The sequence below is a fragment of the Mesorhizobium sp. M0771 genome (assembly GCF_040320155.1).
In the GTDB taxonomy this organism is placed as follows: Bacteria; Pseudomonadota; Alphaproteobacteria; order Rhizobiales; family Rhizobiaceae; genus Mesorhizobium.
In genome coordinates this window covers 1-25,678 of the sequence record NZ_JAMYPC010000022.1, presented here as the reverse complement: position 1 = coordinate 25,678, position 25,678 = coordinate 1, and the positions used below count along the sequence as shown (strand labels likewise).

22 protein-coding genes and 2 pseudogenes are annotated in these 25,678 nt (G+C 58.4%); 19 read left to right on the top strand and 5 right to left on the bottom strand.

The genetic code is table 11. The features are described 5' to 3' along the window. The first annotated feature begins 4 nt into the window (after positions 1–4). The 8 genes from NKI05_RS26740 to NKI05_RS26705 all read left to right on the top strand — a co-directional run bounded on the left by NKI05_RS26740 (position 5) and on the right by NKI05_RS26705 (position 8,369). Positions 5–304 carry a ferredoxin family protein gene (locus NKI05_RS26740; RefSeq protein WP_023687351.1) on the top strand — a complete coding sequence of 100 codons (300 nt, stop codon included), beginning with the start codon at positions 5–7 and terminating at the stop codon, positions 302–304. Between the two features lie 960 nt (positions 305–1,264). After that, complete coding sequence (nifB, locus tag NKI05_RS26735) at positions 1,265–2,743, top strand: nitrogenase cofactor biosynthesis protein NifB (RefSeq protein ID WP_352793532.1); 1,479 nt, start codon at positions 1,265–1,267, stop codon at positions 2,741–2,743. A gap of 31 nt (positions 2,744–2,774) precedes the next feature. Then, on the top strand, positions 2,775–2,969 hold the full coding sequence (locus NKI05_RS26730) for a 4Fe-4S dicluster domain-containing protein (protein ID WP_023672218.1): 195 nt from the start codon (positions 2,775–2,777) through the stop codon (positions 2,967–2,969). 98 nt (positions 2,970–3,067) lie between these two features. After that, on the top strand, positions 3,068–3,388 hold the full coding sequence (locus NKI05_RS26725; RefSeq protein WP_023687354.1) for a nitrogen fixation protein NifZ: 321 nt from the start codon (positions 3,068–3,070) through the stop codon (positions 3,386–3,388). Continuing rightward, positions 3,385–3,597 carry a putative nitrogen fixation protein NifT gene (gene nifT / locus NKI05_RS26720; protein ID WP_352793530.1) on the top strand — a complete coding sequence of 71 codons (213 nt, stop codon included), beginning with the start codon at positions 3,385–3,387 and terminating at the stop codon, positions 3,595–3,597. Before NKI05_RS26725 ends, nifT begins: the two co-directional genes overlap by 4 nt. A gap of 32 nt (positions 3,598–3,629) precedes the next feature. After that, positions 3,630–4,523 (top strand): SIR2 family NAD-dependent protein deacylase, encoded by an 894-nt coding sequence (locus NKI05_RS26715; protein WP_031198798.1) that lies wholly within the window; start codon positions 3,630–3,632, stop codon positions 4,521–4,523. Positions 4,524–4,608: 85 nt separating this feature from the next. Further along, positions 4,609–6,477 (top strand): ABC transporter ATP-binding protein, encoded by a 1,869-nt coding sequence (locus NKI05_RS26710; protein ID WP_352793528.1) that lies wholly within the window; start codon positions 4,609–4,611, stop codon positions 6,475–6,477. Beyond that, positions 6,477–8,369, top strand: coding sequence for an ABC transporter ATP-binding protein (locus tag NKI05_RS26705; RefSeq protein ID WP_352793526.1), 1,893 nt, complete (start codon positions 6,477–6,479; stop codon positions 8,367–8,369). Before NKI05_RS26710 ends, NKI05_RS26705 begins: the two co-directional genes overlap by 1 nt. A gap of 604 nt (positions 8,370–8,973) precedes the next feature. Here NKI05_RS26705 and NKI05_RS26700 read toward each other — a convergent pair. The 3 genes from NKI05_RS26700 to nifA form a co-directional block, all read right to left on the bottom strand. Continuing rightward, on the bottom strand, positions 8,974–10,014 hold the full coding sequence (locus tag NKI05_RS26700; protein ID WP_352793524.1) for an LLM class flavin-dependent oxidoreductase: 1,041 nt from the start codon (positions 10,012–10,014) through the stop codon (positions 8,974–8,976). 88 nt (positions 10,015–10,102) lie between these two features. Continuing rightward, positions 10,103–11,242, bottom strand: a complete 1,140-nt coding sequence (gene hisC, locus NKI05_RS26695) for a histidinol-phosphate transaminase (RefSeq protein WP_352793522.1) — start codon at positions 11,240–11,242, stop codon at positions 10,103–10,105. Between the two features lie 224 nt (positions 11,243–11,466). Beyond that, positions 11,467–13,233, bottom strand: a complete 1,767-nt coding sequence (gene nifA / locus NKI05_RS26690; protein WP_352793520.1) for a nif-specific transcriptional activator NifA — start codon at positions 13,231–13,233, stop codon at positions 11,467–11,469. Between the two features lie 1,158 nt (positions 13,234–14,391). Between nifA and NKI05_RS26685 the strand changes: the two genes are divergently transcribed. The 3 genes and pseudogenes from NKI05_RS26685 to NKI05_RS32280 form a co-directional block, all read left to right on the top strand. Continuing rightward, the gene (locus tag NKI05_RS26685) at positions 14,392–15,720 is read left to right on the top strand and encodes a dicarboxylate/amino acid:cation symporter (RefSeq protein WP_352793519.1); all 1,329 of its coding nucleotides are present in this window, start codon (positions 14,392–14,394) and stop codon (positions 15,718–15,720) included. A 305-nt stretch (positions 15,721–16,025) separates the two neighbouring features. Continuing rightward, on the top strand, positions 16,026–17,057 hold the full coding sequence (locus NKI05_RS26680; RefSeq protein ID WP_352793517.1) for a LacI family DNA-binding transcriptional regulator: 1,032 nt from the start codon (positions 16,026–16,028) through the stop codon (positions 17,055–17,057). Positions 17,058–17,485: 428 nt separating this feature from the next. Further along, positions 17,486–17,713, top strand: a pseudogene (locus tag NKI05_RS32280) (IS1634 family transposase); the annotation flags it as partial. A gap of 80 nt (positions 17,714–17,793) precedes the next feature. On the opposite strand, the gene NKI05_RS26675 reads toward NKI05_RS32280, so the two are convergent. After that, positions 17,794–18,819, bottom strand: a complete 1,026-nt coding sequence (locus tag NKI05_RS26675; protein WP_352793515.1) for a LysR family transcriptional regulator — start codon at positions 18,817–18,819, stop codon at positions 17,794–17,796. 237 nt (positions 18,820–19,056) lie between these two features. Here NKI05_RS26675 and NKI05_RS26670 point away from each other — a divergent pair, with 237 nt between their 5' ends. From NKI05_RS26670 to NKI05_RS26635, 8 genes and pseudogenes are all read left to right on the top strand, one after another. Beyond that, a complete protein-coding gene (locus NKI05_RS26670; RefSeq protein ID WP_023685029.1) occupies positions 19,057–19,650 on the top strand; it encodes a NodA family N-acyltransferase in 594 nt (197 codons plus the stop codon). Beyond that, positions 19,647–20,306: a chitooligosaccharide deacetylase NodB gene (nodB, locus tag NKI05_RS26665; RefSeq protein ID WP_023685030.1), complete on the top strand. Its 660-nt coding sequence runs from the start codon at positions 19,647–19,649 to the stop codon at positions 20,304–20,306. The genes NKI05_RS26670 and nodB overlap by 4 nt, the downstream gene beginning before the upstream one ends. 13 nt (positions 20,307–20,319) lie before the next feature. After that, the gene (nodC, locus tag NKI05_RS26660; protein WP_352793512.1) at positions 20,320–21,678 is read left to right on the top strand and encodes a chitooligosaccharide synthase NodC; all 1,359 of its coding nucleotides are present in this window, start codon (positions 20,320–20,322) and stop codon (positions 21,676–21,678) included. A 13-nt stretch (positions 21,679–21,691) separates the two neighbouring features. Continuing rightward, complete coding sequence (nodS, locus tag NKI05_RS26655; RefSeq protein WP_023713711.1) at positions 21,692–22,321, top strand: nodulation methyltransferase NodS; 630 nt, start codon at positions 21,692–21,694, stop codon at positions 22,319–22,321. A 37-nt stretch (positions 22,322–22,358) separates the two neighbouring features. Further along, positions 22,359–22,592 (top strand): annotated as a pseudogene (locus tag NKI05_RS26650) (carbamoyltransferase N-terminal domain-containing protein); the annotation flags it as partial. Positions 22,593–22,646: 54 nt separating this feature from the next. Beyond that, the gene (gene nodI, locus NKI05_RS26645; protein ID WP_023685034.1) at positions 22,647–23,558 is read left to right on the top strand and encodes a nodulation factor ABC transporter ATP-binding protein NodI; all 912 of its coding nucleotides are present in this window, start codon (positions 22,647–22,649) and stop codon (positions 23,556–23,558) included. Positions 23,559–23,561: 3 nt separating this feature from the next. Next, entirely contained in the window at positions 23,562–24,350 is a 789-nt protein-coding gene (locus tag NKI05_RS26640) for an ABC transporter permease (RefSeq protein ID WP_023687364.1), read from the top strand. A 64-nt stretch (positions 24,351–24,414) separates the two neighbouring features. Further along, positions 24,415–25,389 carry a LysR family transcriptional regulator gene (locus NKI05_RS26635; RefSeq protein WP_023703124.1) on the top strand — a complete coding sequence of 325 codons (975 nt, stop codon included), beginning with the start codon at positions 24,415–24,417 and terminating at the stop codon, positions 25,387–25,389. Positions 25,390–25,488: 99 nt separating this feature from the next. On the opposite strand, the gene NKI05_RS26630 is transcribed toward NKI05_RS26635, so the two are convergent. Beyond that, a partial coding sequence (locus NKI05_RS26630) for a hypothetical protein (protein ID WP_352793509.1) occupies positions 25,489–25,678 on the bottom strand: 190 nt, incomplete at its 5' end.

The following is a 25,678-nucleotide window of genomic DNA, read 5'->3' as shown; positions in this document are numbered from 1 at the left end:
CGATATGACCAGCGCAGCGACGAAGTCACGTGTCGAGGACAAGCTTTACCAGAACCGCTACTTGGTGGATTCCGGCCGCCCGCACATCAAAGTGCGACCGCACCAGAAGCCGAGCGCGAATTTGCTCGCGCTGACCCACGTCTGCCCGGCGAAATGTTATGAGTTGAACGACAAGGGTCAAGTGGAGATCACTGCCGACGGCTGCATGGAGTGCGGCACCTGCCGGATTTTGTGCGAGACGAGTGGTGAGATCGAGTGGAACTATCCACGCGGCGGTTTCGGAATCCTCTTTAAATTCGGATGACCGGCGCACGCACACTTAAGGCGGCGATCATCCAGTACAGCTGAGTCTCGGCCATGCCATTTTTTGCTTTAATCGCCAATAAATGAAGAGAAATTGCACGAATACTGTTCTTGCATAATTCAGCCTCAGATAAAAAATGCAGGTTCACTCTGGACGACAACCGCTGAAGTCGTCTCTATGAGCCACCGGGCCGCAGATCGGGTCGACGAGGCCCTGAACCGCCCATCGAGCATGCCCTAAGCAGATACCCGCTCAGGGACTCTACGATATGTGAAGGTGCTGACCGCCCCGAGCGAGCTGGAGATTACGCTCGCCATACGCTGGCCAATTGTCGTGAACGTCCTGCCCACGTTTCTGCAGACGGGTAATTGAGCGATCGTCGTCCTGGACGCTGAAGGAGAGCCGGAGATTGCCGCCACTGCCGGCAATACCCACGCACCTCAATCAGGCACTCGCCGCCTCATATCACAGGCCGTAACAGATCAAGCGAATTGCGGCTGCCGGCCAGTCGCATCGGCGCCTCCGCAGCAAGGTATCTCCTCTTACGGCCGCATCCGAACCATGCCGCTTGTCGCCCGCATCTGACGGCACGCAACCGGCTGATCGACGCGATTGACTAGGCCGGTTGGGTTCTTCCAGGGCGGCTCGTATCCTCGGCCTCACGCCATGGCAAATCGGCTACGCCCTGGGCCGGCATGGTATCAAGGTGAAGAAATTCCAGACGTCGCGATGACGTCAAGCGTAAGCAGCCCGGAGTGGTCTCGCTCACACTCTGCGCGCCCGAGGCTGCTAGCCTCGCGACCCTATTTGCTTGTCCACTGTCGTAAGCCCGACAAAGGTGTGTCGGAGCAATCCGAAGGAATCTGACACGAGAAGCCTATTCGTGAACCGAAACAGCTCTTTGAGCTGGCATAGCTCTTGCGCTTTGAACTGCGACATCACGCAGCAACGGAGCCGTTCATGTCTGCACCGGCAATTTCGCTTGAGAGCCTCAGCACGACATTCGGTGACCAGTTGCTTGGCACCATGAAACTCGGGGGCTGCGCGTCTTCGTCCTGCGGCTCGTCGACAAAGCCCGACGACACGGATCCGGCTGTCTGGGAGAAGATCAAGGATCACCCCTGCTTTTCAGAAGAGGCGCATCACTATTTCGCGCGTATGCACGTCGCGGTCGCGCCGGGCTGCAACATCCAGTGCAACTACTGCAATCGCAAATATGACTGCGCCAACGAAAGCCGGCCTGGGGTGGCCTCTGAAAAGCTGACGCCCGATCAGGCGCTACGCAAGGTGATCGCGGTCGCCAATGAGGTGCCGCAGCTTTCCGTGCTCGGCATCGCCGGACCGGGCGACGCCTGCTACGACTGGAAGAAGACGAAGGCGACCTTCGCCAGGGTCGCCAGGGAAATCCCAGACATCAAGTTTTGCATATCCACGAATGGGCTGGCGCTGCCCGACCATGTCGATGAGCTTGCTGACATGAATGTCGATCACGTGACGATCACGATCAACATGGTCGACCCTGAGGTCGGTGCAAAGATCTATCCTTGGATCTTTCACGATCATCGCCGCTACGTCGGCATTGAAGCCACCCGGATCCTGCACCAACGGCAGATGTTGGGCCTGGAGATGCTGACCGCGCGGGGCATCCTCACCAAAATCAACTCGGTGGTGATCCCAGGCGTGAACGATGAGCATCTGATCGAGGTGAATAGATGGGTTAAGGAGCGAGGCGCGTTCCTGCACAACCTTATGCCGCTGATTTCGGACCCGGCACACGGCACGCATTACGGACTGAGCGGGCAGCGCGGCCCAAACGCAATGGAGATGAAGGCTCTTCAGGATCGTGTCGAAGGTGGCGCCCAGTTGATGCGGCACTGCCGGCAGTGCCGGGCAGATGCCGTGGGCCTGCTCGGAGAAGATCGTGGCCAGGAATTCACAGTCGACCGGATTCCCGGCGAGGTCACCTACGATGCCAGCAAACGCAAGGCCTATCGGGAGCTGGTCGCGGAGGAGCGCCGTGATCACGTCGAGGCTAGGAGAGAAGCGATCGGATTGGTCAAGGCAGCGAGCCGCGGCAAGTCCCTTCTCTTCGCGGTGGCGACCAAGGGCGGCGGCCGCGTCAATGAGCATTTCGGCCATGCGAAGGAATTCCAGGTTTATCAAGCCTCGCTGAAAGGGATCAGCTTCGTCGGGCATCGGAAGGTGGACAAGTATTGCCTCGGCGGCTGGGGCGCAGAAGCCGCCCTCGATGGCGTCATCGCAGCGCTTCAAGGCATAGATATCGTGCTGTGCGCCAAGATCGGAAATTGCCCGCAGGATCAGCTCGCGGAGGCCGGAATCAGAGCCACCGACGCCTGTGCCCATGACTATATCGAGACAGCAATCAGCGCGATTTACATCGCCGCGTCTGGGACCCCCACACTCGCGGCGACGGCCTGAGCTGTCTCATTCATTCGGACCAGGAGTTAAAATGGCTTTCAAGATCATCGCATCCCAATGCACCCAATGCGGCGCCTGCGAATTCGAATGTCCTTCGGGCGCGATCAAGTTCAAAGGCGAGAGCTACGTGATCGAGTCACAGAAGTGCACCGAATGCGAGGGGGTCTTCGATGCGCAGCAATGTGCCTCGGTATGTCCGGTGCCGAAGACCTGCGTTCCTGCGTAACGGACATTGGACTGCCGACATGGTTGGGGGCTGCCTACGCAGGACGCCTGGAACGCCTTGTTCGCAATCTCAGCCGCAAGAGAAATCAGGGAACGGACATGTCGCTCGGACGCGAAGAGGAGATCGAAATCCGCAGGCCTCCACGATTCATGCCGGGAGAGCGGGTACGTGCCACTCGCCACATAAAGAATGACGGCACCTATCCTGGCAGGGAGATCGGCGAAAATCTCGTGCGGAAGGGGGACGAGGGATATGTGCGCGACATTGGCACCTTTCTCCAGCAGTTCTTCATCTATGCGGTCGAGTGGATCGACCGTGGCACCGTCGTCGGTATGCGAGCGCGTGAACTGATGAGCCTCGACAAGGCCGAGGCGCCCTGCAGTGCTGAAAGCAATACCAATGAAGGGACGGCCAGATGAAAGTCATGATCCGCAGGAGCGATGCTGGTTTGTCAGCGTATGTCCCCAAAAAGGACCTCGAAGAGCCGATCATCAAACTCGAGAAGGAAGAGTTGTGGGGCGGAACGGTCACGCTCAGGAACGGGTGGCGGCTCCTCCTACCCGATCTCCCACATGATACGCGTCTGCCGATCACCGTCGAGGCAAGGAAGATTTCCGAAGAGGGCTGATGCTGCCCCTGGGTGCGTCGCGAGGAAACGAGATGAACACGATCCTGACATCGGGCCACCTCGTCATTGTGCGGGACAGTTTTGCTGAAAAGCTGCTTGACCTGGCGAAGGAAGCGCTCGCCGCCGATGAGGTGATCCCCTATCTCGGTCCGGGTCTTCTTGAGTTGAACTGTGTGGAACCGCCTGTGCCGCATACCCCGGAGGTTGTTGCCGCGGCACTCAATGCACGGGCTCCAGCCCCTTCCAGGATCCGCACCAATATGTGGTCGGTTGCACAGTTCATCGAACAGCGCCGGCATCGCCGGACGCTTCAAGCTTGGATGACCGACATATTCGCAGCGCCGGTGGGGCCGACCCCCTTCCACGCCTGGCTCGCAAGGCTGCCACTCTCCCTCATCATCGACAGCTGGTATGACAGCGCGATGCGCACGGCTCTGGTAGAGACCGGCCGAACGGACGTCGTTGAGATACAAGGCGTCACGCGCGCGAATGAAATCGGCAACATTTGGACGAAAACCTACGATTTGTCCGGGAGGGAGCTCGACCCCCGATTGGGGGCCAAGACGGTTCTCTATTCACCTCACGGGAGTATTACGCCCGCGCAAAACTTTCTCGTCGCAGATTCCGACTACGTCGAAGTCCTGTCCGAAATTGATATCCAGACACCGATCCCAGACGCTGTGAAGGAACGGCGCATCACCCGTGGATTTTTCTTCGTTGGCTGCCGCTTCAACGATCAGATGCTGCGCACCTACGCCAGACAGATCATGAAGCGCTCCCGCGGTCCCTATTGCACCGTAATGGACGCGGAAACCCTGACCAGAAACGAAGCGCGTTTTCTTGCGGCAAGCGGAATCACGGTGATCGACATGCCACTAAGTCAAGCGGCGGCTCGGCTTGTGGGAACGGGCACGGCTGCAGGTTGAGGACGGGATTAACAATGGCGGATGCCTTTGATGATGTCTGCTTCGGCTTTCCTCGAAGGCGCAAAATGCAGTCGGGAATACACCCGTGAACAGTGAAGCTGTCAGCGGCGCAACGAACGCACTGAATTCGTTGGCCCATGTTGAAGCGGCGCGCTGGGGCCGGGATTTGAGTACGCTGTTGCGCATCACGCGTATGAATCTGCGCCATCCGTGGCAGGTTGCCCTCGCTATGGGCTCGACGATCATGGCGGCAATCCTCCAGTTGCTCATTCCCCAGCTTCTCGGCCGGGCTGTCGACCAGACCCAGACAGCTATCGGGGGCGGTGTCGCGGGGGCCGCGGCAGGACAAGCGCTCTGGGCCCCGGCTCTCCTGCTGCTCGCCGTCAGCGCGCTACGCGGCGTTTTCACGATGGCGCAGAACTATTTTGCCGAAGCCGTCGGGCATCATGTCGCGTACGAATTGCGGCTCGCCTACTACGACAAGATCCAGCGTCTCAGCTTTTCCTTTCACGACCGGGTCCATTCAGGCGATCTGATAACCGCCGGAATGCTCGATCTCGAAGGCGTGCGGATGTATTTTTCCACCGGGCTCATGCGGGTGCTCCTGCTGACGATGCTGATCGGGATTGGCGCTTACATGATGATCTCGACCGATCCGATGCTCGGCTTGGCCGCGCTCAGCTTCGTGCCTTTTGTCGCTTGGCGCTCATCGACCACACAGCTTAGGCTGCGCGCCACCTGGCTCGACCTCTATGAGCGCCTTTCGGTACTAAGCCGCGTGATGAAGGAAAATCTCGCAGGTATCCGTGTGGTCCGCGCTTTTGCGGCTCAATCCTATGAGATGCTGAAGTTCGACGGCGCTTCCAAGAACGCGCTCGACCTCGCCAACGATCTCGTTGACATCTACGTACCCAACACGTCGGCGATGACCTTGTCCTACTTTTTCGCAATGGGATTGGTGCTTGGGATCGGTGGCAACAAGCTCGTCGCTGGCGAGATCAGCGTCGGAACCATGGCGACCTTCCTGACCTTCATGACCATGCTGCAAATGCCAGTCCGCCAGATCGGTCTCATGGTCAATGCGTTTGCCCGCGCTTCTAGCTGCGGTTCGCGGCTTTTCGGTCTCCTCGATCAGGAGATCACCATCAGGGATGCTCTCGAGGCCAGACCGCTTGAGATAAGTGACGGCACTCTGCGCTTCCACAATGTCTCATTTGCCTACCCCAACGCCGAAAACCGCGCCATTCTGAAGAACCTCAGCTTTGAGGCCCGGAGAGGCGAGTCGATCGCGATCGTCGGTCCGCCGGGTTCCGGCAAATCGACGATGGCTCATCTGGTCCCCCGCTTTTACGACGTGACCGGTGGCGCCATCACGTTGGACGGCCAGGACATACGCAATGTCACCCTCGAGAGCCTTCGCAAGGCGGTCGCGGTTGTACAGCAGGATGCGTTCCTATTCACCACAACGATCGAGAACAACATCGCTTATGGCGATCCCTGGGCGAAGAGACAGCGAATTGAACGCGCTGGAGAATACGCCCAGCTCCACGACTACATCCTCGGGCTCCCGGCAGGGTATGAGACGGTCGTGGGCGAACGCGGCGTTTCTCTCTCTGGCGGCCAGCGCCAGCGTCTCACGATTGCTCGCACCATGATGCTGCGCCCCTCCGTCATCATTTTCGACGACTCGATGGCCGCGATCGATGCCGGCACCGAGCTGCGCATTCGCGCGGCGATGCGGCGCTTCGCAAAGGATCGGGTGACGATCATCATCGCGCACCGGCTGAGTGCGCTTAAGCATGCCGATCAAATCCTTTTTGTCGATAAAGGCGAAATCGTAGAACGCGGCACGCATGAAGAGCTTCTGGCGAAGCGGGGACGCTACAGGGCCCTTTACGATCTCCAGACGCGCCCGGGTGATAGCATTATTACCCAGGATGGGGGCGCCCGCTGATGGACCAGGGCCGCGGCGAACTCGAAGCCGAACGTGACGACGGGAGACGCCCTCCGCGCGCGGTCGTCGGCTCGCACCGGATCGAGGAGGAGATGTTCGGCCGGGCTTTCGACAAGAGCATCCTCCGTCGCATCTGGGGCTTCGTCCATCCCTACCGGGCAAAGGTAGTTGTCACGATTGTCGCGATGCTGATCTTCACCGGGACGCAGCTTCTCATCCCCTTGATCATCCGCTACGCGATCGACCTCGGCATGAACCCGGCAAGGCCCGATCGCTCAGCCCAGCTTGCGGCCGTCGGCGCGTTCCTTTCGGCGATTTTGGTCAATTTCGCCGCCGGCTACATGCAGGAAGCCTTGGATGGGAAAATGGCCGAAACTGTCCTGTTCGACATCCGCCGCGCCATGTTTGGCCATCTGCAAAAGGTTTCGCTCTCTTTCATGGACAAGACCGAGGTCGGACGCCTGATGTCGCGCCTGCAAGGCGACGTTAACTCCATACAGGAGTTCCTGGAAACCTCGGTATATTCCCTAGGCGATGTTGCGCTTCTCTTCGGCATCGTTTTCGTAATGCTGTGGCTCGACTTTCGCCTCGGCCTCCTGACGCTATCGGTTCTGCCGATCCTGGTGATCGTCCGCATTGTCTGGTTGCCGCGTGCCCGCGACGCCTTCATGGCTGCACACGAAACCAATTCCGTCGTCAATGGCGCGCTGGCCGAAGCCATTCACGGCGTGCGGACCATACAGTCAATGGACCGCCAGCAGGTGAATTTCAGTCTTTTTGACGATCGGGCCCATGCCAACCTCAGGACCCACCTGATCGCTGCCAGATATGCACTGGTCATGGTGCCCATCGTCGATGGCATCACCGGCCTCGCCTTGGCCGCCGTTATTGTGGTCGGCGGCTCGATGGTCATGAATAGCCGTATAGATGTGGGCGTGTTGGTAGCCTACCTATTTTACATCCAGCGCTTCTTTGACCCGATCCGCTCACTCACCCTGCAATATTCGGTCATGCAGCGCGCCATGGCCTCAGGCAAGCGCCTGACCGATGTGCTCGACGTCAAGATCGATGTTAAGGACAAACCCAATGCCGAGGTGCTTTCGCCCGAAATGGACGGCTCGGTCGAGTTTAGGGACGTCACCTTCGGCTACGATCCGAACCGTTCGGTTCTGAAAAATGTCTCGTTCAAGGTCAATCCGGGCGAGACGGTCGCACTAGTCGGACCGAGCGGTTCTGGCAAATCGAGTGCGATGGCCCTGGTCCACCGCTTCTATGATGTTCAGCAGGGTCAGGTGCTGGTCGGCGGACATGATGTACGCGACCTCACCCAGGAATCGCTCGGCCGCCAGGTCGCCATGGTGCTGCAGGAGCCATTCCTGTTCACCGGGACGGTCTTCGAGAACATTCGATACCAGAAGACGGAAGCCACGCGCGACAAGGTGATCGAGGCGGCCAAGGCTGTCGGCGCGCATGACTTCGTCATGAGCCTCGCCGACGGGTATGAGACCCAACTTGGCGAACGCGGCGACAACTTATCTCTCGGCCAGCGCCAGCTTATCAGTTTCGCCCGCGCCCTCGTCGCTGACGCCAAGATCCTCGTGCTCGACGAAGCTACCGCCAACATCGACAGCTACACGGAATTGCAGATTCAGAAGGCTCTGATCAAGCTGCTTGAAGGGCGGACTGGCCTCGTCATCGCCCACCGTCTCGCCACGGTCCGGGGGGCCGACCGCATCATCGTGCTTCAGAATGGCCAAGTTATTGCGACTGGCAACCACGATAAGTTAATAGCCATGGGCGGCCTGTATTCCAAACTCTACTATCTCAACTACGCCTCCTTCGACGACCTTCCCGAACACGATACCACCGTCCAAGCTGGCTCTCAGACCTGACATCTTGGCGGCCTTGTGGTAGTGGCGTTAACTTTCGGGCGTGTCGGCAGACCACTCAGGCCACCGCATCCGGCCAGCAGCCAGCATTCAAGAACGAGCACTCCTCGCAATTCGTGAAGACCGGCTGCGAACGATTTCCTCCAGCATCGTATCCGACCGCGGTGCACCACCATCATCGGGCGAGCTCGCTCGAGGTGTTGGCTCGGCGTCGCAAAGCCGCTCGCGAGCGCGCCCTCAATAGCGCCGTAGCGAGTGACGGCTTTGCTACCGACGGGCCGCTGATGAAGCTGGATTAATGGGCGCCGCACCGACGCCGCCCCGGGCGAGAAGAACCTCCTGCGGCTGGCTATGGGCAACGACTAGCGCCAGCGCGACGAGCAGACGCGTGCCGGCATCGTGACGCGCTCGGCTACCCTCTCCTTAGGATCGTGCATGTTCACACGATGGCCCAGACGCCAGCCAACGCACAAAGCTGGTATTCTGTGCCGCCTGCTCGTCGTCAGTTTGGCCTCCTCTCGATTGCCCGCCCCACCACGTGCACGCTCGATCACGTGAGTGTGAGAGCGCTACACAACGATTTAACCTCAGACCGCGAATTTCATGGTCAGCCAAGTCGAGCCATGATTTCGGACTGAATCGTCCTCGCAGTGTAAAGGGAAGCATCTAGCGGCAGATTTCCAAATGCCATTTGACAAAGCAGGTAGTTGGCACCTGCCTCTTCCAACTGATCTAGCAGAGCTTTTCGCACAGACTCTGCTGATCCTACCACGCACAATTCACTCTCGACTGCCGCATCGAAGGTCAGCGGCAAGTTTGGTGGAGTGGGGATAGCGTTAAGCTCGTAAAGGAATTGGAAGCTCTTGAGCCAGCGTGCGTAAGCAGGTGCCGCGAGCGAATAGGCATGTGTGTCACAACGCCCAATCACGACCATGCGGAGCAATCCGACAAATCTCCCTTGATTCCCCCCGCCTGCGTTGTCCTCTCGATAGGCGCGGAACGCATCAGTAGTTTTGCGAACAGAAGAGGAAGGTCCTACACACGCGATATTTGTTCCATTCGCAGCGGCCCAAGCTGTGGACTCGGGTCGATTGGCAGCGACCCATGTGGGCGGATGTGGACGCTGATGAGGTCTTAGCGTCAAAGGAACGTCATTGAGATCAAAATGGCGGCCTTGATAGCATAGCGTGCCGACCTCCCTCGAATTAACAAGTATTTGCATAAGAATTTCGCTGGCTTCGGCATAACGGCCCGGCACCGCGTCCGCACCAATCCCGAAGTAGCCCAATTCGGTCGGGAGAGCACCGCGCCCTATGCCCAGTTCGAGCCTGCCACCGCTCAACTGGTCCAGCATACAGATCTCTTCGAACGCACGCAGCGGATGATAAAGCGCAAGCAGCATCACCAAGGGTCCGAGACGCAAGCGCCGGGTGCGCTGGGCGACGCTCGATAAGAACAGATTCGGCGATGGACCTCTCCCATGGGGAGTACAGTGGTGTTCTGCGAGATGATAGGCATAGAACCCTAGCTGATCGCACGCCTCTGCTAATATCAGGCGATCTTCGTACTGCCGGCCTATATCGCGGCCATCCTCATCCAAATGATCGAAGATGCCGAAAGCCAGGTTTGAAGGAAAGACGTTTGTCACTCTTTAAGTCCCCGATTTTAAAAGCAGGCTGTTTTCCTGCTGGGATCACCAGCAAGTCGGAAGAGATGTGTGTGATCACCGATTAGCGTCAGCGTAACGAAGAAGCAGAGCCTGACGCTTCCCTGCCTCTGGAGCTTGGCACCGTTAAGCTTCCAGCAATGTCGCCAGCGGCAGCAAGAAATTCATCCATCTGCTCTTTTGTGCCGATGCTGACGCGGATACAGTGTTCCAAGCCTTTGTCCGGAAAAAACGCGACAAGTATCTTTTGCCTCTCCAATGCTGCTTGCCACCATGAGCCGTCCTGTCCCGCGGGCACACGGGCCAGCAAGAAATTTGCGCGGGAGGGTGTTACCGAAAATCCGAGTTGCGATAGTGCAACTGTCACTCGCTCTCGTTCATCCTTGATGTGCTTGTGGTTGTCTGCGTAGGCGCCGCGATGCGCAAGCACGCTGATACCAACGGCATGCCCGATCACGTTCATGTTGAAGACGTTCTGGATGTTTCGCAGCCTTCCAATAATTTCAGGGTGACCGAAACCGAAACCGACGCGAATGCCGGCGACGGCATAGCTTTTCGAGAATGACCTCAAGATCAGAAGGTTCGAATACCGGTTGATGAGGCGCAGTCCGTGATCGGGTGCAAAGTCTACGTAGGCCTCATCGAGGACAATCAAGCGGTCCGATTGTGCTACGAGGCGTTCGATATCGCTTATCGGGAGGAATGTTCCGGTCGGATTGTTTGGATTGGCCAACATAATAAACTTGGCGTCTTTTGCCGGACCAGAAAGCAATTGCTCCATTGGCAGGGAAGGAGCTTGACATCCGATTTCGAGGAACTCAGCGCCCTGGAGCATGGCAAGTTTGCGGTTGAACGAAAACCCTGGCGACATCATCGCAACCTTGTCGCCGGGTGCGAGGAAAGCTCTGTAGATCAGTCCGAGCAGTTCAGACGACCCGTTGCCAGCGATGACCTGATCCCTGGAAACGCCATAGGTGCTGGACGCTGCTTCCCTCAATCTGAAGTTATCGTCATCCGGATATAGATACTGGCGCTTGAGGGCCGCCACTGCACTTTGCATTATGATTGGCGGCAACGGAAACGGGTTCTCATTCGTATTCAGCTTGATAAAATTTGCGTCCGGCGCTGGTCCGTTGGACGGCAGAGCATCCAACTGTCGTGTCACTTGCGAAAGAGCCGAAAGCACAGTTTGCAGTTTTGCGTCGGACATATTTGACTCCGTTTCAGTACAGGGGGCATGCGTATGAGCTCGCAACGAGAGCAACATGGCGGACGGGATTGACGATGGCAGGGTTGCCTTTCACACAATGGTCGCAGCGCCGGCTGACATGGGAATTCAGCCAGGCTGTCCTCGGTCGAATCGAGTTGACGCGCACGCGGATCTGCATCGCTGCGCGGCGCTAAGCGGCTCAGCTCATGCCCAGGGTCATGCTTTCAAAGACGCTTGATCTCGACGCCGTATTTCCTCAGCACGTAGCCAATCTGGCGCGGGGTCAGCCCAAGCAAGCGCGCTGCCTTTGCCTGCACCCAGCCACATCTTTCCATGGCAGCAATGACGCGCTCTATGTCGGGCGTCCTCGCGCCAATTGGGTGGGTTGCGCCGGCAAGCGGGCCTGTAGTCGCGGCCGAACTGGCGGCCTCGTCCGGGGGCGTGGCCAAATTCGCTGACTCCGGCAGGATCGGCGGTGGTTGCAGCGCGGCCTTGCCCGATCTGCACTTCCACAGCGCCTCGGCAAAGCATTGGCCTTGGGAGCAGGCAAAGTCGTTTCTCCCGATTGACAGTCCCTCGGCCAGGATCGCTGTCCGGTGCACGCAATTTTCAAGCTCGCGAATGTTGCCGGGAAACTCACATTTCATCAGCACTTCAATCGCACGCGGATCGAAGGTGAGCGTACAGCCGTTCTCGTCGTTGAACTTCTTGAGAAACTCAGCTGCGAGGAGCGGAATATCGCTGCGCCTTTGGCGCAATGCTGGTACCAGCAAGGGAACCACGTTGATGCGGTAGTATAGGTCGGCGCGGAACTCATTCCTTGCAACCGCCTCTTCCAGGTTCCTGTTCGTGGCGGCAATCACGCGAACATCTACCTTGATGGTCTGATTGCTGCCGACGCGCTCAAACTCCTGCTCCTGCAGCACGCGCAGTAGCTTTGCCTGGAACGAGGCCGAGATCTCGCCAATCTCATCCAGAAACAACGTCCCCTTGTCAGCGAGCTCAAAGCGCCCCTTGCGGGAATTGAATGCGCTTGTGAAGGCACCCTTCTCATGACCGAACAATTCGGATTCCAGGACTGTCTCTGGGAGCGCTGCACAATTGAGTTTAACGAAGGGCCGCTTGGCGCGCGGCGACAACTCGTGAATTGCCTTGGCAGCCAGCTCCTTCCCGGTACCGGACTCACCTCGCAGCAGAACTGTGGTTTTTGCCTTGGCTACGACCGCGATCTTCTCCAGCAGGGCGCTTATCGCCGGACTGTCACCAATCATCCCCTCGACGCGGACCTTTTTGCGCCGGGGTGCAGGGTGCTTAACATCAGAAAATTTCGTTTGCGGCCGATGTTCCAGCTCCGGCGTTCGCTCGCGGTCGGCCGCGGAGAAGCGATGCAACTTGACTGTCTGTCCCACCATGTTGGCAATCATGGTAAGCAGCCGGACATCATCGTCGAGCCGATAGCTTGACCTGCTTTCCAAAACCCGGTCCAAAGTCAGCGCGCCTATGGCGTTCCCATCAACACGAATGGGAACGCCGATGAACGACACGGTGTCGGAGGCCCCAAGCACCTCGATATCAGCGGCAGTGAAGGTCGGATGCATCGCTATGTCCTCGGCGAGGAGCGGCGTGTCGGTCGTCACAATCCGGTCGATAGCGTTGCGCGGCAGGCGCGACCGGGAGGGCTCATTGCCGTTCGTGCCGCAGCCGCTGGCCACTGTGATGTCCAGTCCGCCCTCGGCATCGCAGAGAGCGATGATGCCGTGCCGCATCTGCACAAACGAGTGCAGGAGATCGACTACCTTGGCCAACTTGAGTTCGAGCCGGGCGGCATCGGCGAGTACTTTCGATATTTCGAAGATGCCGGTTAGCGCGCGCTCGTGCAATGCCACACTCGCAGGATTCGTTTCGGACTTTGGACAACCCTTTATCGCATTCGGCAGCGATATGCCGCAGTCGCGGGCATTCTGTTCTGACTTGCTAATGTTGTGGTGCATGTGATCCTCGATCTCGCGCCATCAAATCTAGGCTGGCGGCATGTGCGCCGCGACATCGCGGGCACGCGCGAAAATGCTCCGACGTGAACTCGTGCCGCCGCCGTGTGGTCGAGTGCAAAGCGGGTCTAGCCCTGACGCATCGCTTGGCTACTCCCTCCACGAGGCTTGGCCATGTTATTGGCTTGCCCCGGGCAAACACACGTTGTTTTCAAAAGACTGGAGCGAGGCGGCATAGTCAATCGAGCTTTCTTTCATCTGTGAAAGGAAACCTCGCGGCCTATGATAGGATTCATCAGTTCTATCTTTGCGTTGAAGCAGAAATACCTGGGCCGGCCATGCGTTGCCCGAGCGGCTGACCGCGCGGAGTGTAAATGCGGGGCCGTGCCATTCACCAGCGCCCGCGAAGGAGGGTCGGGAGCGATAATAACCGCCAACGGCACTGGTCGGTTGCGGCAACCGCCATCTTTCTCGAGTTGATCAGGCGGCGGCGATGTCGGGTGTGAAGGCGCGAAGCTGGCGTCGAGTACGACTTCGTAGGCGGTGCTCGCAACTTCTGAATCGCATCGTCGTGGTCAGCACCATCACCAGCCTGGGGCCGAAATCGGCACACTCAATGAGCGTATCGAAAAGTCTGAACAGTTACGATGCGACCGCTTGAAAACGGCTGCCCCTGCTGCGGGCGTTGATTTGCAAAATGGGTCGTCCAAAGGACCGTCCGAATTTATTCTGTGCATTGGAGTGGCTGTACGGTCGTAGGCTGTCCAGAAACGAGCGCTTCCGAACAGGGGTAAGTTAGCCTGTCATCTGGACGGCCTTGAACAGGCGACCTATTGGTACGCGCTGGCGCCAACGATGGGGCCCGGTCCAAAGCCGGCTAACGAGGAACCCACCACGCTCTGTGCAGCAAAACCGCTAGCCAGAGGGATCGACCGGCAGCACTCTGCCACAGACCATCAAGGGCGTTGGGACCGCGGCCTTGCCCGCTGGTCTGACACCGCATTCCTCCATCATTGGCGAGCCCACATCAGTTCAGGTGATGCGGATTCATCTGGCATGGGTATTGCGGCGGCGTTGGTGCAGCGTTCGACCGGAGCGCCGCGATAGGGAGAAGCCCGGGAGAAGTCACGCCACCTCGATCCGGTCAGGGAGAGAGAAACAGTGTCAGCTGCACAAGTCCGCGGCGCCAGTCCCGCGCCCCGCAAACCCTTCTACACCAAGCTCTACGCCCAGGTGCTAGCCGCCATCGCGCTCGGCGTCGCAATTGGCTATTTTTATCCGGAGACCGGCGAGAGCCTGAAGCCGCTGGGTGATGCCTTCATCAAGCTGGTCAAGATGATCATCGCGCCTGTCATCTTCCTGACAATTGCGACCGGCATTGCCGGCATGAACGATCTTCATAAAGTCGGCCGGGTCGCCGGCAAGGCAATGGTTTATTTCCTCACCTTCTCAACGCTCGCGCTGATCGTCGGCCTCATCGTCGCCAATGTCGTCCAGCCTGGCGACGGCCTGAACATCGATCCGGCCTCGCTCGATGTCCAGGCCGTGAATACCTATGCCGCAAAAGCCAAAGCGCAGTCGGTCACCGGCTTCCTGATGAACATCATCCCGCCAACGATCGTCGGTGCCTTCGCGGAAGGCGACATCCTGCAGGTGCTGTTCTTCTCGGTTCTGTTCGGCATGGCGCTTGCGATGGCCGGAGAGACGGGCAAGCCTGTCGTTTCCTTCCTCCAGGCGCTCATTGTGCCTGTCTTCAAGCTCGTCGGAATTCTGATGAAGGCCGCGCCGATCGGCGCTTTTGGCGCGATGGCCTTCACCATCGGCAGATATGGCATCGGTTCGGTAGTCAACCTCGCGATGCTGGTCGCGACGTTCTATTTCACCGCCTTCCTCTTCGTGTTCGGGGTTCTCGGCGCAGTCTGCCGTTACAACGGCTTTTCGATTTGTTCTCTCATTCGTTACATCAAGGAAGAGCTGCTGCTTGTCCTCGCAACGTCCTCCTCGGAGGCGGCGCTCCCGTCGCTGATGGAGAAAATGGAGAAGGCGGGCGCCAGGCGTTCGGTTGTGGGTCTCGTCATCCCGGCCGGATATTCGTTCAATCTGGACGGCACGAATATCTACATGACGCTAGCGGCTCTCTTCATCGCACAGGCGACGAACACGGATCTGTCCATCGGCGATCAGGTGCTGCTGCTGCTCGTAGCAATGCTTTCCTCCAAGGGCGCTGCAGGTGTGACAGGTGCGGGCTTCATCACCCTGGCGGCTACGCTCGCGGTAGTTCCGAGTGTTCCCGTTGCTGGGATGGCACTGATACTCGGCATCGACCGATTCATGTCCGAATGCCGGGCGCTGACGAATTGCGTCGGCAACGCAGTGGCATCCCTCGTCGTCGCACGCTGGGAAGGAGAGTTGGACCGAGCACAGATGAAAGCTGCCTTCAGCGGTCATCTGCTTACCGAGGCATCAAACCGGCTACCCTCCTGCAAGTAAGGTGGGCGGCCCACGACCTGTGAAGTCGCTTAGCTGGTCACGATAACTGAACGACCGCCCCGCAGCCTCTAAACGGCTCCTCACGGACCATGTATCAGAAGCGCTAAATGTGTGAGTGCAAATCGTCACCGCCCTTTAAGCGAATGAGCCTTTCAGTATACCCGGCCGGTTTACGTCTGCAATGATGTTCGTCCAACACGCTGTGCCCATTCGTATGGGGACGTCTTCACTTTGCCACCCGAAACCGACACGCGTTAGGCGGACAGAGAGCCGGCCCGCGTCAAAAACCAATCAGAATAGGACCTATGACCAAGCGCCCCACAATTGCCGATCTCGCCCGCGAAGCCCGAGTAAGCGTAGCAACGATCGATCGGGTTCTGAACGCCCGCCATCCGGTGCGCGAGGAGACCGCGCGGCGGGTCCACGACGCCGCCCAGGCGATCGGCTATCATGCTGCCGGGCTAATCAAGCAGCGGTTGCGGCGAGACCTACCGCACTACCGTCTGGGCTTCATCTTGAGAAAACCGGCCCAGCATTTCTACCAAGATTTTGCGCGCGAGGTCGAAGCATCGGTCAATTTGGCCCGGTCCTTCCACGGCATTCCGCTCGTCGAATTCGCCCCGTCACATATGCCGAGCGACCTGATCGCGCCGCTCAAGGAGTTGGGCGCACGCTGCCATGCAATCGCGATGGTGGCACCGGACCACCCGAAAATCACAGCAGCGGTTGAGGACCTCAAGGCCAAGGGCATTCCGGTTTTCTCGCTGCTTTCCGACTTCGCCGCCGGCGTGCGACAGGGGTATATCGGCCTCAACAACCGCAAGGTGGGGCGCACGGCCGCTTGGATGGTGTCCAAGGTCGCAAAACGGCCCGGCAAAGTGGCGGTGTTTGTCGGCAGCCATCGTTTCCAGGGTCACGAGCTCCGTGACGTCGGCTTTCGCTCCTATTGCCGTGAGAACGCGCCCACGTTCGAGGTGCTGGATCCGGTCATGAACCTCGAGAAACGGCAGATCACCTACGAGGCAACGCTTGATCTCATGCAGCGGGAGCCCGAGCTCGTCGGCTTCTATGTCGCCGGCGGCGGCATGGAGGGCGCCATCTCCGCGCTCCGAGAAGAGGGCAAAAGTCGGGATCTCGTCGCGATCGTGAATGAAATCACACCTGAGTCTCGGGCAGCGCTCGCAGATAACATCGTCACGATGGCGGTCGCCACGCCAATGCGCCGGCTTTGCCAGGAGCTGATAACGCTGATGACACGGGCTATCGAGACCGGCACCGCTGAAACACCCGGACAGACATTTCTGCCGTTCGACATCCATCTGCCGGAAAATATATGAAGGACTCTATCCTAAGCGGGGAGTTTCCTTTCATAACGAGAGAAAGTTGAATGATGGTCCCTCCACACGGGTGGGCGCACCCACGGGCTTTAGCCGCGGCCCAGGACGAAGAGCCAATTGGGTACGGCCGCGCCTTAAGGCGGAAGCGCGAGGTAGATTGCCTGGATCCGCAGCGTCAACCTCCACCGGCTTCACTTGCCAACATGCCCGACGTTCTCGTGCAGGGGGTGTGGTCAATGATCCCGCACGGCAATAGCAGAGCGAGGCCAGCACAGTCCATTTGGGATCGACCTCGTCGACCGCCATCTCCTCGCCTGGCTGCACGTGAAAAGCCGCGGCACAGCCGGCAAGGTAGGAATTTAACCGGGCTAACCATCTTCTGGGACTTCGCACGCAAATCGAGGCGGCAGTCAATTCAGTAGCAGCCCGGGCGTGTGTTCTGCTCATTCCGGCCCCTCGCACTTAGCAAGGAACTGCGCCGCTCTGCCGGGCCAAAGGCCCGACGCCCGAAGGGCAACCGCTCCTACGCGATCGCGTCCGCCTCCAGAAGCCGCCATCGAAAAGAATGCTCGCGTCGTCACCACCTACGGCCAAAGCGGGCAATCAAGGCAGCTGGCATCACTCTGCCACACACCCTCGACGAGCAACTCGCCTGAGATCAGCCCCAGAACGTAGGTAACACGCGCCGCGCCGGCGCTTGTCGAACATGCTGATCAGCCTGTCTTACAGGCGGTGATTAGGTGGGGCTCAACATCTTCCGGGACTTCGCACGCGATTTCGAGGTGGCAGTCGGTACCAAGAAACGAAAGGTCGGATCGGCGTGCCCGAGACGCTCAATGACTTCAGGCAAAGGCGCCAGGCGAGATGCCTCCTGCAACATCATTTCCCGCATCCACATGCTTGCCGGATCACTATTGTGAAGCTCAGGCCATTGGACGGCTTCCGTGAATGCAGGAGGAGGAAGTGGCGGCGGAAGTTGGACAATCCGCAGGGGTGTTGTTTTTGCGAAATGCTGCGCCAGCCGTAAGGGCATGGTCCCGATGCGGTTGGTGCCTGACAGGACGGGCGGGATCAGGCTAAAGCCCTGTACGACAACTTCGATACGTCTCTCGAAACCGTGCTCGAGCAAATACCATTCCTCCATGGTGGGCTGCCGGGTGTGCCTGAATTTGAGCACAACATGCCCCATGCACAAGTATCGCTCGAATGTAAGTGGCTCCGACAGCTGCTTGTTCGTGCCGCAGCCTACGCCTACGAGCTTATCTTCGAACAGGGCTGCCCGAGGATGTTTCGACATGAACACTTCCGGCATAATCAGAAAATCAACGTCGCCGCGCCGGAGAAGCTCCTCGGGGTCGTCGCAAATAGGCAGACATTCAAAGCGAACGGCGGGAGCTTCCCGCGCAGCGCGCTCTACTATCTTCCTAAAAAATACGAGCGTGATGTAATCGGAAAGCATGATTCGGAAGAGACGATCCGATTGGGCCGGGTTGAAGGCGTCGGGGGAAATAATCGATAGCTGGATGTGCAGCAATGCGTCCCGGACTGCTGGGGCGAGCCCGTCGGCGCGCGGCGTCAAAATGAGCTCGCGGCCGTTCATCGTAAATAGCTCATCGTTGAAATAGGCGCGTAGCCGAGCAACGGCGGCGCTCATGGCCGGCTGGCTCAGGTTGATACTGCGAGCCGCGGCAGTGACTTTACGCTCCCTCATCAGAGCGTCCAGCACAACGAGGAGATTTAGATCCAGCCCTTTAAAACGCATGTCATGTTCTATCCAACGTGTGGATGCGTATCATTCAAACAATCAATTTTACGAATTTACGAGCCATGCATTAGAGGAACGGAAAGTGAGCGACGTCAAGCTCAAATCGACGACACGGGCCGGAACTCGAGAGAGCGTCTGGCTCACCTTCGCCAACGACAACGGCTGAGTGCAGCCACCAACGCCGCTTTGGTCGAGTAATGCGGCCGCAAAAACCAATATGAAGAGAGGTCCTGAATGCGCCATCAGGTGCAGTGGAAGTTGTGCTGGGAAAACGAGTTGCAGCTCTCCGATCACGTTAAGCTCGCCGAGTTCTTTCGTGATACGTACGGGCCGACTGGGGCGTCCAACGCAGAACCGTTCGAAGGTAGTCGAAGCTGGGCCGGAGCCAGGCCTGAACTCCGCGTAATCGCCTATGATTCAAGCGGTGTAGCGGCTCACATGGGCATACTGCGCCGTTTCATCAAGGTCGACGCGGTCGACCTGTTGGTGGCTGAACTGGGCCTGTACGGGGTACGTCCGGACCTTGAGGGTCTGGGAATCGCCCATTCAATCCATGTCATGCTTCCAATACTGCAGGAGCTTGGCGTTCCATTCGCTTTCGGAACGGTCAGGGACGCGATGCGGAATCATGTTGAGAGGTTCGGACGGCGATACAGCCCTATGGCCGTTTTGTCGGGAATTCGCGTGCGCTCCACCCGACCAGAGGCCCGCCTCGACCTGCCGCCCACACGCATCGATGACGCACTCACAATTGTTCTGCCAGTTGGACGGCCGATCAGCGAATGGCCCACGGGCACGATGATAGATCGGAACGGACCAGAGCTATGAGCCGGTCCGATTGCTTGTACGAAGTGCGCCGTGAGTGCTCTGACGGCACCGGCCGTCGAAGCGTTTATCTGACGTTTGACGACGGTCCCAATCCACTTTTCACACCGGAGATTCTCGACGTGCTGGCAGAGCAGCGGGTGCCGGCGACTTTCTTCGTCATCGGCGCCTACGCCTTAGAGCACCCATATCTAATCCAACGGATGATCGCAGAAGGGCACGAGGTAGGCAACCACACGATGTCTCATCCGGATCCGTACCAATGCGGTTTCGGCGAAGTGCAACGTGAGGTCTTTGAAGCGAACGACGCGATCATGAGAGCGTGCCCGCAGGCCTCGGTCCGCTTTGTTCGCGCGCCCTACGGCGCCTGGAGCGAAGAAGTCTGCACAGCATCACAGATCGCCGGGCTGGCGGCCCTTCATTGGTCCGTCGACCCTCGAGATTGGTCTCGCCCTGGAGTCGAGGCGATTATCGATAAAGTGCTCGCCTCCGTCCGGCCGGGCGCAATTGTACTCTTGCACGACGGATGCCCTCCCGGCGAGTTGAGCCAGGGCGCTCACGCCGGCATGCGCGACCAGACGGTCACGGCGCTGTCCCGGCTGATTCCAGCACTGCGTGAGCGCGGATTTGTAATCCGCTCACTTCCTCAACATCACTGAACAACGAGATCCCATGACTCTTCTTGGTACAACCAGCACTGTGGCCATTTCGCTTTATGCACTGCTCTCGACTGCCTATAAGAGCATGCAAGGGCTTTATGCTATGCCGACAAAGGATTCGTCGGCGTTGGAGGTTCTCGCCGGCTCCGACAAACTGCCCAGCGTCGATGTCATCGTCCCCTGCTTCAACGAGGATCCGCGCACGCTTTCAGAGTGCCTGGCTTCCATTGCAGACCAAGAATACGCCGGAAGACTTCGGGTCTATTTGGTTGATGACGGTTCTGGAAATCGCGAAGCCTTAGGAACTGTCCACGAAGACTACGCGCGCGACCCCAGGTTCGACATCATTTTGCTTCCCGAGAATGTTGGAAAGCGCAAGGCGCAGATCGCCGCGATACGACGCTCATCAGGGGATCTGGTGCTTAACGTTGATTCAGACACGGTACTCGCGCCCGACGTCATTTCCAAGCTTGTACCGAAGATGCGAGATTCAGCGGTCGGCGCAGTCATGGGTCAGTTGACGGCCAGTAACCGAACCGAGAGCTGGCTGACCAGGCTGATAGACATGGAGTACTGGCTGGCTTGCAACGAGGAGCGCGCGGCACAGGCTCGCTTCGGTGCCGTTATGTGCTGTTGCGGCCCATGTGCCATGTACCGCCGGTCTGCGCTCCTTTTGTTACTGGACCAGTACGAGTCGCAATTTTTTCGGGGCAAGCCAAGCGACTTCGGTGAGGATCGCCATCTCACTATCCTGATGCTGAAAGCAGGCTTTCGAACCGAATACGTTCCGAGCGCCATCGCGGCCACAGTCGTTCCGAACAGACTCGGACCGTATCTGCGCCAACAACTCCGTTGGGCACGAAGCACATTCCGGGACACACTGCTTGGGCTGCGCTTGCTGCCTAGCCTAAATAGCTATCTCACGTTGGACGTGGTCGGACAGAATCTCGGCGCGCTACTCCTCGCCCTATCGGTATTAACGGGCCTCGCGCATTTCGCACTGACAGGCACTGTGCCTTGGTGGACAGGACTGATGATTGTGTCCATGACCTTGCTCCGATGCAGCGTGGTAGCATTTCGTGCTCGACAATTTCGATTTCTTGGCTTTTCGCTGCACACGTTCATCAACGTCTTTCTCTTGCTTCCGTTGAAGGCCTACGCGCTGTGTACCTTGAGCAATAGCGATTGGCTGTCGCGAAGCTCTGCTGTCGCTACATCGAACACTGGGGGAAAACAGGCCCCCACCCAAGCTCCGATCACTGGTTCCAGCAGGGCAGAACTCTCGCCCCATTCGGCTCCGCTTCGCAGGCTCAGTCTTGCGCGGGATTCTTCGGAATTAGTCCTGTCGGACAACATTTGCGGCGACGATTGATCGCAAATACCTAATGGACGAGAGGTGCACGAGTTTGACCCAGAACGTGAATCATCAGTTGCTTGATCGGGAATTGGCCGCCGACGATCCGTGGCGCCTCGACGGCAATCCATTCGAGCGGAAGCGCCACACGCAAATGCTCCAGCTGGCGCTTGCCCAAGGCTCCATTACAAATGCCCTCGAAGTCGGGTGCGCTGCCGGCGCATTCACGGAAAAACTAGCCCCCTACTGCCAAGGGCTCACCGTCATCGATGTCGTGGCGCAAGCGATTGCTCGAGCACGTCAACGGATAAAGGAGCCGTCGCGCATCAACTGGATAGTCTGCGATGTTCAACAGTTTTCGACCGACGAGTTGTTTGACGTGATCGTTGTGGCGGAGGTCCTCTACTACCTCGGAGACATAGCCGAGATGCGCGCGGCCGTCAAAAACCTGGTGCGGGTGCTTGCGCCAGGCGGGCATCTGATCTTCGGATCGGCAAGGGATGCTAATTGCCGTCGCTGGGGTCACGCCGCTGGTGCTGAGCCGGTCATCGCCATGCTGAACGAAACGTTGATCGAAGTAGAGCGGCTTGAGTGTCGGGGCGAGTCGGTCAACGAAGACTGCTTGCTCGTCCGTTTCCGGAACCCGATTTCCGCTTCCTGATGAATCTCGAATCTATCGCCGTTAACGTGGAGACACTATGCGCATCTGTGGTACCAAGCTGACCCATGATGGGGCGATCGCCCTGGTCCAGGATGGACGGCTCGTCTTCTGCGATGACCAGGAAAAGCGGCACAACGATCCGCGATACCAATCCATCGATAATCTCGACGCAATTGTCGCCGCTTTAGCGGAGCAGCGGCTAGATCCTTGTGATGTCGATCAGTTCGTTATCGACGGCGGGGATGACGAAGACGAGTCACAGTTTCAGGTCGGCAGGGAACCAAGCAACCGCCAGTTTTGTCGTCCCTCTCGGTAAAATGAACCCATGTCCATGATAGCGATCGACCTTACTGACGTAAGCAAAACTTATGACAAGCTCGTTGTCGACAGGCTGTCGTTCCGCGTTGCGGCGGGGGAATGCTTCGGGCTCTTGGGACCGAACGGCGCGGGCAAAAGCACGATTGCGCGTATGGTCCTCGGCATGACATCGCCTGATGCGGGCAAGATTACTGTGCTCGGCGCTCCAGTGCCGGCGCGCGCGCGTTTGGCACGTATGCGCATCGGCGTGGTCCCGCAGTTCGACAATCTTGATGCCGCGTTCACTGTACGCGAGAACCTGTTGGTGTTCGGGCGTTACTTCCGGATGAGCAGACGCCAGATCGATGCGGTCATACCATCGCTGCTTGAGTTCGCCCGCCTCGAGAACAAAGCGGATGCGCGCGTCGCCGAACTGTCCGGCGGCATGAAGCGGCGCCTGACGCTCGCGCGTGCGCTCATCAATGACCCGCACTTGCTGGTGATGGACGAGCCGACCACCGGCCTCGATCCGCAGGCCCGCCACCTGATCTGGGATCGGCTGCGATCGCTGCTGGCGCGGGGCAAGACTATTCTTTTGACTACCCATTTCATGGAAGAGGCCGAGCGGCTGTGCGATCGGCTGTGCGTTATGGAGGAGGGGCGCAAGATCGCCGAAGGTCGCCCGTCCGAACTCATTGACGAGCAGATCGGCTGTGACGTGGTGGAGGTCTACGGCGGCAATCCGCATGAACTAGGTGCGCTGATCCGGCCGTACGCACAACGCATCGAGGTGAGCGGTGAGACGCTTTTTTGCTATGCACCCGATCCGGAGCAGGTGCTGGCGCAGCTACGCGGGCGCACGGGTCTACGCCTTCTGCAGCGTCCCCCCAATCTCGAGGATGTGTTTTTGCGGTTAACCGGGCGCGAGATGGAGGACTGAACAATGGGCGAACGTTATGCGGCGGGCATGCCCGCCAATGCGTGGAATTGGGTCGCGGTTTGGCGCCGCAACTATCTTGGATGGAAGAAAATCGGGCTTGCATCGGTTCTCGGCAACCTCGCTGATCCGATGATCTATCTGTTCGGTCTCGGCTTTGGCATCGGAACAATGATAGGTCCTGTTGAGGGCACTTCGTACATTGCGTTTCTCGCGGCTGGCATGGTTGCCACAAGCGTGATGGCATCGGCGACCGCTGAAACGGTCTACGGGAGTTTCGGCCGCATGGGCGACCAGCGCACCTGGGAAGGAATGCTATGCACTCAGCTGACGCTCGGCGATATCTTACTCGGCGAATTGGCGTGGGCAGCCACGAAGGCCCTCATGGCGGGCACAGCAATCACTATTGTTGCTACCACGCTCGGCTACGCATCGTGGCCATCCATCCTCTGCTTGCTGCCAGTCATCGCTCTCAATGGCCTCGCCTTCGCGAGTCTAGCGATGGTCGTCACGGCGCTTGCGCCCAGTTATGAATATTTCATATTTTATAATACGCTTGTTATTACACCCATGCTGTTCCTTTGCGGCGCGATGTTTCCGGTCAACCAATTGCCCGGCGCTTTTCAGTATGCTGCCTCCTTATTACCGCTCGCACATGCAATCGACCTCATTCGTCCAGCGATGCTTGGCCGTCCGATTGACAAAATGGGCCTGCATATCGGCGCGCTTTGCATATACACAGTTTTGCCCTTCTTCTTTTCGATTGCTCTTTTTCGTCGAAGGCTGATGCGTTGACGCTACTCACCATTCGAATTGAATGTTTGGTCGCAACCCATTCACACGCCGCCTAGATCAAGACATGCGTTTTAAGGGACTCGATCTGAATCTCCTCGTTGTGTTGGACGCTCTGGTCAGGGAACGTAAAGTCACCGCGGCGGCCCGCAGTATTAACCTGAGCCAGCCGGCAATGAGCGCCGCCGTTGCTCGGTTACGCGCCTATTTCAGCGATGAGCTATTTACGATGAGCGGCCGCGAGCTCATTTTGACACCTCGCGCTGAGGGGCTCGCCCCAGCAGTCAGGGAGGCATTGCTGCACATCCAGCTATCGATTATTTCCTGGGACGCCTTCAACCCAGCCCAATCGGATCGTCGCTTCCGGATTATCCTTTCCGATTACATCACGCTCGTATTTTTTAAGAAGATCGTAGAACGTGCTGCGCGGGAAGCTCCCGCCGTCCGCTTTGAATGTCTCCCTATTTCCGACGACCCCGAGGAGCTTCTCCGGCGCGGCGACGTTGATTTTCTAATTATGCCGGAAGTATTCATGTCGAAACATCCTCGCGCAGCCCTGTTCGAAGATATGCTCGTGTGCGTAGGCTGCGGCACGAACAAGCAGCTGTCAGAGCCACTTACATTGGAGCGATACTTATCGATGGGGCAGGTTGTGTTCAAATTCGGGGACACCCGGCAGCTCTCCATGGAGGAATGGTATTTGCTCGAGCACGGTTTCGAGAGACGCATCGAAGTTGTCGTACACGGCTTTAGCCTGATCCCGCCCGTTGTATCAGGCACCAGCCGCATCGGGACCATGCCCTTACGGCTGGCGCAGCATTTCGCAAAAACAACACCCCTGCGGATTGTCAAACTTCCGCCGCCACTTCCTCCCGCATTCACGGAGGCCGTTCAATGGCCTGCGCTCCACAATAGTGATCCGGCAAGCCTGTGGATGCGGGAAATGATGTTGCAGGAGGGATCTCGTATGATTCCTCTGCCTAAGAGCACCGGACGTCTCAGTTGTCCCCAAATTGAGAAAATGCCCCCCCCTCGACTATGAGAGGAGGCATGGATGGCGATGCCCCGCCGCCTGCGACCCCGCAACTGCTCAGCAGAAGGGCGAAGCGAACGAGAGTGAATCCATTTCGTAAATGTGTGCCTATCCAAGCAATCGATTTCTGCAATTGTCCGATGACGAATATGAACGCGCCTGAAGGTGTGGAGGCGGAAGCCTGTTCGGGCCCTTGCGGCCGCCCACGATGAATCCCTTCCAAACCTTCAGCCGGACGGTGTTGTTGACGCGCTCCATTAAATGCCGGGACCAAACATATTCGGCGGGAGCACTGATC

Excerpts from the sequence above, each read along its gene's own strand:
- NKI05_RS26680 (WP_352793517.1), top strand. The coding sequence starts at position 16,026 with ATGACCAAGCGCCCCACAATTGCCGATCTCGCCCGCGAAGCCCGAGTA.
- nifA (WP_352793520.1), bottom strand. The coding sequence starts at position 13,233 with ATGCACCACAACATTAGCAAGTCAGAACAGAATGCCCGCGACTGCGGC.
- nodI (WP_023685034.1), top strand. The coding sequence starts at position 22,647 with ATGTCCATGATAGCGATCGACCTTACTGACGTAAGCAAAACTTATGAC.
- NKI05_RS26715 (WP_031198798.1), top strand. The coding sequence starts at position 3,630 with ATGAACACGATCCTGACATCGGGCCACCTCGTCATTGTGCGGGACAGT.
- NKI05_RS26725 (WP_023687354.1), top strand. The coding sequence starts at position 3,068 with ATGTCGCTCGGACGCGAAGAGGAGATCGAAATCCGCAGGCCTCCACGA.
- NKI05_RS26675 (WP_352793515.1), bottom strand. The coding sequence starts at position 18,819 with ATGCGTTTTAAAGGGCTGGATCTAAATCTCCTCGTTGTGCTGGACGCT.
- nodC (WP_352793512.1), top strand. The coding sequence starts at position 20,320 with ATGACTCTTCTTGGTACAACCAGCACTGTGGCCATTTCGCTTTATGCA.
- NKI05_RS26635 (WP_023703124.1), top strand. The coding sequence starts at position 24,415 with ATGCGTTTTAAGGGACTCGATCTGAATCTCCTCGTTGTGTTGGACGCT.
- nodS (WP_023713711.1), top strand. The coding sequence starts at position 21,692 with ATGGACGAGAGGTGCACGAGTTTGACCCAGAACGTGAATCATCAGTTG.
- NKI05_RS26640 (WP_023687364.1), top strand. The coding sequence starts at position 23,562 with ATGGGCGAACGTTATGCGGCGGGCATGCCCGCCAATGCGTGGAATTGG.
- NKI05_RS26705 (WP_352793526.1), top strand. The coding sequence starts at position 6,477 with ATGGACCAGGGCCGCGGCGAACTCGAAGCCGAACGTGACGACGGGAGA.
- nodB (WP_023685030.1), top strand. The coding sequence starts at position 19,647 with ATGAGCCGGTCCGATTGCTTGTACGAAGTGCGCCGTGAGTGCTCTGAC.
- NKI05_RS26730 (WP_023672218.1), top strand. The coding sequence starts at position 2,775 with ATGGCTTTCAAGATCATCGCATCCCAATGCACCCAATGCGGCGCCTGC.
- nifT (WP_352793530.1), top strand. The coding sequence starts at position 3,385 with ATGAAAGTCATGATCCGCAGGAGCGATGCTGGTTTGTCAGCGTATGTC.
- hisC (WP_352793522.1), bottom strand. The coding sequence starts at position 11,242 with ATGTCCGACGCAAAACTGCAAACTGTGCTTTCGGCTCTTTCGCAAGTG.
- NKI05_RS26670 (WP_023685029.1), top strand. The coding sequence starts at position 19,057 with ATGCGCCATCAGGTGCAGTGGAAGTTGTGCTGGGAAAACGAGTTGCAG.
- NKI05_RS26740 (WP_023687351.1), top strand. The coding sequence starts at position 5 with ATGACCAGCGCAGCGACGAAGTCACGTGTCGAGGACAAGCTTTACCAG.
- nifB (WP_352793532.1), top strand. The coding sequence starts at position 1,265 with ATGTCTGCACCGGCAATTTCGCTTGAGAGCCTCAGCACGACATTCGGT.